The sequence below is a fragment of the uncultured Amnibacterium sp. genome, assembly GCF_964244015.1.
Classification (GTDB): Bacteria; Actinomycetota; Actinomycetes; order Actinomycetales; family Microbacteriaceae; genus Amnibacterium.
Genome location: NZ_CAXTHO010000020.1, coordinates 1 through 8,547, shown reverse-complemented (window position 1 = coordinate 8,547; position 8,547 = coordinate 1). Strand labels below are relative to the sequence as shown.

Sequence of the window (8,547 nt, the reverse complement as noted above, 5' to 3'; positions counted from 1 at the left end):
ACGCCAGTCGGATCGAGCGTTACATCCAGGAAGCATGCAAGCTTGGCGATGAGGAAGTTGCGACAGATCCTCGAAGGAGCCGGAACGCCCGGTTGGCCGATGCCATGTGTGAGTTGCGAGCAGGCACTCTCCAGACTGAGTTCGGCCTCGTCGCGGCCCAGCTTGTTCATGTCCAAAGCCGGACGCTTGCGATCGCGGTACTCACTCACGTCTGGGAGCAGTACGACCTGCTCGCTTCGGCGCTGCTTGCATGGATGGTGGACGCAGGTGACGACGGCGACGAGGAGGTCCGCCTGAGAATCGCGGCGGCCGCCGGCAAACTAGGCGCACTCGACTTCCAAACCGTCTACTGGAAGCTCCTTCGCCCATGGACCGACTCGCCGTCCGCGGATTCGCTCGTCACAGCAGCGCGAGCACTCGGACTACCTGCCACAATTCCCGGAGTAGCTCCCATTGTCTTGCGGTTACTGAGCACGTGGTCGAAGGGTACCGACAGTCCTGAACTGCAAGCGGTCTCGGCGCTCGCATACGGCGGACCGGTGGGTCTGAGTTTCCCCGCTGCGTCTGTACGGACCCTCTGCGGGATGGCGGACGCTCCAGACTTTGTGACTCAGCACATCATTTCGGGGGTCTATCAACTGTTCTTTGCGGGCGGAGATTTTGAGCCGGACATGGCCGCTGTCGTGCTCACCGAACTCGCTCGCATCGCGAACGTTCGAACCGATGACCACGCCCGCCGTGCAGCAGCTATCGCCGCCTACATACCGATACTTCGAACCGCGAGCAGCTTCAGCCTTCGATACTCGTCGCAGGCGTGGCGACTGCTTTCGGCACCCAACTCGCTCGCCCCTGCCAGCCTGCTCATTCGGATCGCTTGGTACGAGTATCCAGACACATCGGTTGTCGTTGCTTGTATGCGAAGAATTGTGCGGCGCGCTGATCTTGATCCGGACGCCTTTGCCAAGACAAGAGAGCTACTCGTTGGCGGGCTCACGCAACCGGGGTCTGTCCAGAATGACCGCGATCGCCTCCGAAGCTACCTGGCACAATGGTCAACGGGCCCGGACAAGTCAGTTACCGCTAAACGAATCTTGGCCGAAGTGGAGAGTGACTAGCTGCATGCAAACATTTGTACCGTTCGAGGCTCTCGAACGGAGCAATACCGGTCGATTCGAGTCCTACCCTGCGAGCGACGCACGGTTCGCAATTGTCGTCGATAGGCCTTCGGGTGGGCTGGACATTATGAACAACTCCAACCGGCCAACGCGCGGTGAAATATTCTTCGGACGCATGCCGACAATGTATCGCGTCGACCTAACCGAACACATATTGACCTTTGAGTCCACATTCCCGTGCTCGGACGCAGCCGGAGGGTTTTTGGCTAGCGTCACCTACACTGCATCAGTCGCGGACGCGAAGGAAGTTGTAAAGCGTGGAATTCGGGACGCCGCACTAACCCTCAGCCCGAGCCTGTCGAGGACACTGAGGGTGGAATGCCGCAAATTCGAAGCCGAGGCCTTACATGAAGCCGAGAGTGCCGCGACGCAAGCGCTGGACGCAGCGAACAAGAACCATGAGTACGACCCTGCATTTACCATTCGCAACTTTGCGCTCGAACTCCGGCTCGATTCCGGGGCAGCGAAGTTCGTCGAGCACCTCAAGGAGCAACGTCGAGACCGAGAACGAAAAGCGGCGGAAGCTGAGAACGCCCGGGAGCGCATCGAATTGGAGATCAAACGCAATGAAGTGGAGACGAGACTGCGGTCGGCGCAATCAGCAAGCACTCACCAAATTGATCTCGGCGCCATACAGGCGGCAATCGAAGAGGACGCGCTCAAGCAACAGCGCGAGGCCGCCGCCACCCGCGCCCGGCTAGAGACAGATAAGGAGAAAATGACTTTCTACCGAAGCGTCTTGGAGGAAGGAAACTTCGGAGCTCTCGCTCTTCAGTTGGCACAGAACCCCGATTCCGTCGGCGAAGTGGCGGCTTTCATAACGGATGAGAGAAACCGAGGAGCGGCGCTTCAAATGAGCGCATTCCAAGCGCTCTTAGAGAGCGGCAAGCTTGAGTCGTATGTCGTTAGCGAGGAGGCGCGCAGGATCCTTCAGCAGGTATTCAATGCGGCAGAGCAACAGATACGTTTCAGGGCACCTATGGAGCCTCTCTCTTCGCGTAAGGCGACGACCGAGGCTACGGATACTGATCCTGTCCCGGACAAGGATGAACCAGTCGTTCCTGAGGTGCTCGACGGCTACGAGGAGTAGCCCGGTGTTGGGACTGACCAACGACCTGTGGCGCGCCGGCACCGCATGGCTCCCAGTGCCGGTGCGTGTCGCGCTCTTTCTCATGCTGGTATTGGTCATTGTGGCACTTATGCTGCCCGCCGCGCTCAAGTATCTCGGGCGAGCCTTGCAGATCGCGCAACCTGCAATCAAAGCCATACTCCTATACCCGGAGTATCTGTTCACAACCGCGTATAGACGGGTGCTGGGGCGCACTCCGTTTGCATCGCTGGAGTACGACCGCGTAGCGGAGGCAGTAGTCGCTCTCGCAGTGCGCGTTGGGATCAGCCTCGAGCGCGCATTCGCAAAGCGGTTTCGCTTCCCGTGGAAGCTCATGATTGCCGCGTGCGCACTGATCATCGTGGTGTGGTATGTGCAGCCAGCCCTACCGCGATCCATCCCCGCCGCCTTTCGCTCGATAGGTGCCGGCGTGACACTTCAGACTGCGAGAGTTGATTCGTGGGTGAATTCGGGCCAGTGGACGGACACTCCACGAGTGGAGTATCCGTCGTACGACATGCCCGTACCGTCGCCTTCACCCACGAGCACCGAGGCCATGAAGAAGCCCCGCCCCTCCAAACGGCCATAAGCAGGATTTGGCACTAGGTACCTCCCGGCGCCCATGGCCTGCAGGTACCCACACCCTCGGCGTCGATCAGGGTATGTCAGAGGGCGCATCTGGCCGCGCGTTGCATGCGGCGGATCCTTGCGGGGTCTCTTCGTGCATGGGCTTGAATCAATGGTTGACCCCGAAACTGACGTCTTGCTCGCGCGAATTGTCGGTGGGACCCTCCTCCGCGAGGTTCGACGTACTGCCGCGCAGACCGTCAGCGTCCGCTGCGAGGGCTAATCGAGTAGCCCGACTGAGTCGAATTACATCGACGATCGAATTGAAGCCCTGGTAGTTGATTTTGCTGGTCGCGACATGGGCCGTGCAACGAGCGGGGCAAGGCGTGCCGCGATATGGTCACGCCCCCAACCTCATAGTGAGCCGATAAACTAGGTAGCGCCCATCACCCGCGGATCCGTGGATCCGTGGACTCGAAGTGGTCCCCTCGTGTACGTTGACAACATGCGGGCTCAGTGTGGATGCGACGGAGCAGACCTACCTTGTCCCGGTGCAATCCGATGACCTTGATGTCCAGCAGGCATGCATTTCAGTCGCTGTTGGATTCCGTTGGAGACTTGGGCGAGGAGTTGGAGAGTCCGTACAGCGCATTGCGAGCCACAACTCCGGTCGCGTTGATGCGGGAACACGGTACTTTCTTCACGAGTGCATCGATGGCCGCTTCGTTGTGGCAGGAAGAGTTGCATACGCTCGCGAACGGTTCTGTTGTAGTTGATCCAGCTTGTGGGGCGGGCGATCTTCTCCTGCCGGTTGCTGATTATCTCTCAGGGCAACCTCACCTTAAAGGATCTGTCGAGATACGCGCACTAGACCGAGACGATCATTTCGTCCGTGTCGCCTTGAGCAGGCTCAACGCTCTTTCGAAGTCGAACGACGGTATGTTCAATGGGCAAGTGTCCGACCTGCTTCGAGATCAACGGCCGCTCCGCGACGCAACGCACGTCGTACTGAACCCTCCGTTTGTACAGATGAAGCCTGAGCATCCGGTCGCCTGGTCGGGCGGGAAGGTAAACTCCGCCGCTCTCTTCCTTGAGGTGGTGCTTCGGACCGTGAGCCCCAATACGAAGGTCCTTGCAATTCTGCCGGACGTGCTTCGAAGTGGAACGCGATACGCGAAATGGCGCGCTGTCGTCGACTCGCTTGCGTACACAGATGAGCGGATGCTTTTCGACCAGTTCGACAACGAGACAGATGTTCACGTGTTCGGATTGCGACTTCGAAAGCGGCCGTTCGAGCGGGATGGCGCAACGGTTGCCGATTGGACGCGGGACAACGGAGAGTGGAGTGACGCCGATCCGCAGAACCTGTTGTCGAGTATCTGTACGGTCCGAGTGGGTCCTGTCGTGCCGCATCGGGACCCTGATACCGGAGACGTGCGTCGATTCCTGACCGCCCGCAACCTCAGCAGCGGAATCATCGAGACTATTCGCACGTCCAAACGCGTGGAGGTAGGTCCGATGTTACTTGTTTCGCGCACCTCGCGTCCGGGCCAGTTACCGAGGGCGAGAACTCGGGTGTGGCTCGATCCAAGTCCCGTTGCCATTGAAAATCATCTGATCGTGGTCAAGCCTCTTCATGGACTGAACGCGTCGCTTGAGCAGCTTCGGGAATACCTTGAGTCCAGCGCTGTATCTCGATATTTCGATCACGATATCCGGTGTCGACACCTTACTGTGTCGGTGATGCGGAATTTGCGGTTAGATCTGTGAGCGACGAGACGCACCTCCGCTTCTCGTCCGATATTCTTCGTCGTCTCGGTGAAGAACTGAATCCGGGCGTCGACCAAGGGCTACTCGAACTCGTTAAGAATGCGTACGACGCCGATGCACGGAGATGCACGGTCACTATTGAGGGATTGGGCTCGCGGGCGACCGTAACAGTGACAGACGATGGCGCTGGCATGGGACGCGCTGCTGTCCAGGACGGATGGCTCGTGCTTGGGACGTCTGGGAAGAGTGCAGCGCGCCGCACTCCTCTCGGGCGAGTGCCCGCCGGCAACAAGGGCCTCGGACGGCTCGCAGCGTTGCGCCTCGGGCACACGGCCACTCTGACAACGCTGCTACGGGGAGGTACCGAGGTGCTCTCAGTGGTACTTGACTGGGACAGGTTCGACCACGCGGGCACCGTCGATGAAGTGGCAATCGAGGTGTCATCGAGATCTGCGACGTCTATGGACCAACCTGGCACCATGGTTCGCCTCGATAAGTTGCGAGAACCGATCGGCCGTGTAGCTGTGAGGCGTCTCGCGCGGTCCATGGTCCTTCTGTCGGACCCTTTCGAGGGCGACGAGTCCCCTTACGCATTCTCCACGAGGTTGCACTCCGAGGAGTATGCGGATCTTGGAGAGACGGTCGAAGGTCGGTACTTCTCCGAATCGCAATATCACCTCAAGGCGCAAGTTCGAGACGGTATTGGTGAAGCGCGTGTGCTCGACTGGAAAGGCGAAACGGTTTGGGCTGTGGCGCACGAAGAGCTTCGAGGACACAAGCGGAAATCCTATGAAGGAGCACCGAACGCAGATTTTGACTTATGGGCATTCTCGCTCGGTGCTAATTTTACCGCGCGTTCTGCTTCGATAGGTGCAGTTCGCGAGTGGCTGCAGGCATTTGGTGGCGTGCATCTTTACAGTGATGATGTGAGGGTCTCCCCGTATGGCAACCCTGAGGACGACTGGCTTGGCCTCAACCTCTCGAGAGTGCGGAGTCCTGAGGAGCGCCCCTCCACTAACAACTCCATTGGGCGGGTTAGCCTTTCAAACCAGGACGGAAGGCTTGTCCAAAAGACGGATCGCTCAGGTTTCATTGAGAATGAGGCATTTGTCGCACTCGAGAACTTCTGTCGAGACGCGCTCGACTGGATGGCACGCCGACGCCTGGACCAAGCCGAACTAAGACGACGCAACCTCAACCGCGAGGCGGAAACAGCGAGTAGTCGCGAGCGCGCCGATATCAAATCATCTATCGACAACATTGACGACCCAGCGGTGAAGAAGACCGTTGACTCGGCCTTTCGGAGATACGATCAGGCGAGGTCGAGGGAAACAAATGCTCTACGTCGCGAGGTGCAGTTATATCGGACGCTGAGTACGGCGGGCATCACAAGTGCGACTTTTGCTCATGAATCGAGCGGTAATCCATTGAAGCGGATCGCACTAGCCAGAAATGCTCTCGATTACAGTCTGCGGTCTGATGCGCCCGAAGAATACCTGTCAGAATATGCAGAGCCGCTCGGAGCCATACGAGATGCGACCGAGTCTCTCAACGTACTGGCTCAGGCAACCCTGGGGCTGATTCAGCAGCACAAGCGCCGGCCGTCGATGGTGGACCTGCATGCGCTCATTCAGGACGTGGCTACAACGTTCCAGCCCTTCCTAAGGGGCCGGAACGTCACGCTTGACTTATTATTCCAGCAATCGGAAAAGCCTCAACTGTTCGGAACGTATGCCGCAGTTGAATCCATTGTGACGAACCTTCTCAATAACAGCCTTGCGGCTTTCGAGCGGACGGAGCAACCCGCTCGTCGTGTATTGATGGCCACTCGCATTGTGGACGGGGTCTTCGAGTTGCAAGTGGCCGACAACGGTCCCGGGATCGAGGGGATTGACCTGGCAGATATCTGGCTTCCTGGCCAAACAGTCAGAGACGGAGGTACCGGATTGGGGCTGACGATTGCGCGCGACTCCGCATCCGATTTGGGCGGTCGTATCTCGGCCGAGCGCCACGGGCTGCTCGGCGGCGCTACCTTCACCGTGGTGTTCGATCTCGGGGAGAAGTCGAATGGTTAGAACAATCGACTCGATACGCAGGATTGCTGTGGTCGATGATGACCCGGCGACCCGTCAAGGGTTTAGCTATAGCGTTCGACGTGCAAAGCGCGAACCCGTGGATGTTGGTCCGTCACTCGGCACATTGCGGAATTATTTGGACAAGCCCTTCCTGGCAGATGCAGCTATCATCGACCAGAACCTTCGCCCGTCGGGCTATGCGTCCTTCGAGGGCGCTGAGCTTGTTGCTGAGTGGTACCAGCGAGGAATCCCCGCGGTCCTTTGCACTCGTTTCGATAAGTCGCAGGCAAATTTCATGGTTCCCTACCGTCGATGGATGCCAGTGGTGATGAGCCCTGACGACCTCGACCCCGCTTCCCTCCTTACCGGGATTGAAGGTTCGCTAAAGGAAATCGAAGGTAGCTTCTCTGTTGAAAGGAAACCCTGGCGTTCTCAAGTCCATTTCGTTTCCTTCGACCACGAGAGTCGTATGGCTTTTGTGGAGATTCCAGCGTGGGGCAGCGGAACTATTGGATTCCGGCATTCCAATTTGCCGAAATGGATGCCTAGAGGAAAAAACATCACTGGCGAGCGATATCACGCTCAGGTCAATCTCGGCGCGGAGCATCTGGAAGACCTGTACGTTTACGACTGGGAGAGGCCGTGACTGCCGTCAACCTCGGATCGGGGTCGAATGTGTTAGTCGACGTTCTCGACGTTGGCCATGGCTCGTGCGCTGTGGTGTTAGACGGTCAGTCGACACTAGTCATAGACACAGGTGTAAAGAGTTATCTCTTGGAGTACTTGGCGGAGGCGGGTAGGACCTCAATTGATGCGTTAATAATCTCGCACGCTGACAGTGACCACCTTAGAGGTCTTGTTGCTTTGCTTGGCGCGGGCATCGATATAAAGCACATGTATTGGAACACCGATTCCGTCAAAGGGTCGCAGTTGTGGCGTTCCGTCGTATTTGAACTAAATGCTCGTATGAAAACGGGCCAGTCGGTGCAACATCATGACGCAATTCAGGGGCGCCGTATTCATGTCGCGCATGCGCAAGCTACAATTGAGGTCGTCAGCCCTGATTTGGAGATTAACAGACTGGGCCCGGGCCAGACTGATAGCTCAGGCGATTTGATCACGTCGAATTCCGCAAGCGTGGTTGCTCGGATTGACATCAACGGGTCGCCATTCGTCCTGGCGACGGGCGATCTCGACGAGGTTGGCTGGAGGCACCTGGTTGCGAGCGGCCGGTCGGTTCGTGCTGAGTACCTGATCGCACCCCACCATGGTGGTCGCGTTGCTGTCGGAGCGGCACAGCCTGCCGTCTCGGCGGCCATCCTTGCAGCAGTTCGCCCTTCGGCCGTAGTCATTTCAAATGGAAGAACGGCGTATGCGAATCCAAGGCACGACGTCATCCAGGCTCTGAAGCTAGCTCCAACCCGCCCGTATATTGCGTGCACTCAGCTCTCGGAGCGGTGCTCTAATATGGCGTCGAGCACTGGGCCGGTCAGTACTCTTATGTCTGCCGGTCACGCGCGGGGCCACTCGTGCGCTGGCACCGTCCGGCTCAGATTTGGACTCAAGCAAGATCCAGCTGAGTTCAGTCGCTCAGATCACCAGTCGTTCATCACCACGGAAGCTCCCACAGCGCTCTGTCGATAGACTTCAACCGGGAACTATCGCCTCCGCAGCTGACTTTGGCCGCTGTCTGTAGTCCGCAGGCTTGCAGGATCTAGCCTGACTCGCGCCATGGTTGCCGGATTTCGCTGGTTTTTGGGTCGTGATCCGTGTGTTTCTGGGCCTGTTGCTGCTCTGTCGGGGCACTAAATCGGGTTCCTAAACTGGGCTCGTGGGCCTCTACGTGCGACGC

7 protein-coding genes are annotated in these 8,547 nt (G+C 58.3%); all 7 read left to right on the top strand.

What is annotated here, in order from left to right:
* Positions 1-92: 92 nt before the first annotated feature.
* The 7 genes from ACFE67_RS04140 to ACFE67_RS04110 all read left to right on the top strand — a co-directional run bounded on the left by ACFE67_RS04140 (position 93) and on the right by ACFE67_RS04110 (position 8,339).
* Positions 93-1,115 (top strand): hypothetical protein, encoded by a 1,023-nt coding sequence (locus ACFE67_RS04140; RefSeq protein WP_375405611.1) that lies wholly within the window; start codon positions 93-95, stop codon positions 1,113-1,115.
* A 127-nt stretch (positions 1,116-1,242) separates the two neighbouring features.
* Complete coding sequence (locus ACFE67_RS04135) at positions 1,243-2,265, top strand: hypothetical protein (protein ID WP_375405610.1); 1,023 nt, start codon at positions 1,243-1,245, stop codon at positions 2,263-2,265.
* A gap of 4 nt (positions 2,266-2,269) precedes the next feature.
* Positions 2,270-2,872, top strand: a complete 603-nt coding sequence (locus ACFE67_RS04130; protein ID WP_375405609.1) for a hypothetical protein — start codon at positions 2,270-2,272, stop codon at positions 2,870-2,872.
* A gap of 596 nt (positions 2,873-3,468) precedes the next feature.
* Positions 3,469-4,620, top strand: coding sequence for an N-6 DNA methylase (locus ACFE67_RS04125; protein WP_375405608.1), 1,152 nt, complete (start codon positions 3,469-3,471; stop codon positions 4,618-4,620).
* The gene (locus ACFE67_RS04120; RefSeq protein WP_375405607.1) at positions 4,617-6,695 is read left to right on the top strand and encodes an ATP-binding protein; all 2,079 of its coding nucleotides are present in this window, start codon (positions 4,617-4,619) and stop codon (positions 6,693-6,695) included. The genes ACFE67_RS04125 and ACFE67_RS04120 overlap by 4 nt, the downstream gene beginning before the upstream one ends.
* Positions 6,696-6,723: 28 nt before the next feature.
* Complete coding sequence (locus ACFE67_RS04115; RefSeq protein WP_375405606.1) at positions 6,724-7,341, top strand: hypothetical protein; 618 nt, start codon at positions 6,724-6,726, stop codon at positions 7,339-7,341.
* Positions 7,338-8,339 (top strand): ComEC/Rec2 family competence protein, encoded by a 1,002-nt coding sequence (locus ACFE67_RS04110; RefSeq protein WP_375405605.1) that lies wholly within the window; start codon positions 7,338-7,340, stop codon positions 8,337-8,339. The genes ACFE67_RS04115 and ACFE67_RS04110 overlap by 4 nt, the downstream gene beginning before the upstream one ends.
* The last annotated feature ends 208 nt before the right edge of the window (positions 8,340-8,547 follow it).

Coding starts and splice junctions, on each gene's coding strand:
- ACFE67_RS04135 (WP_375405610.1), top strand. CDS start 1,243: ATGAACAACTCCAACCGGCCAACGCGCGGTGAAATATTCTTCGGACGC.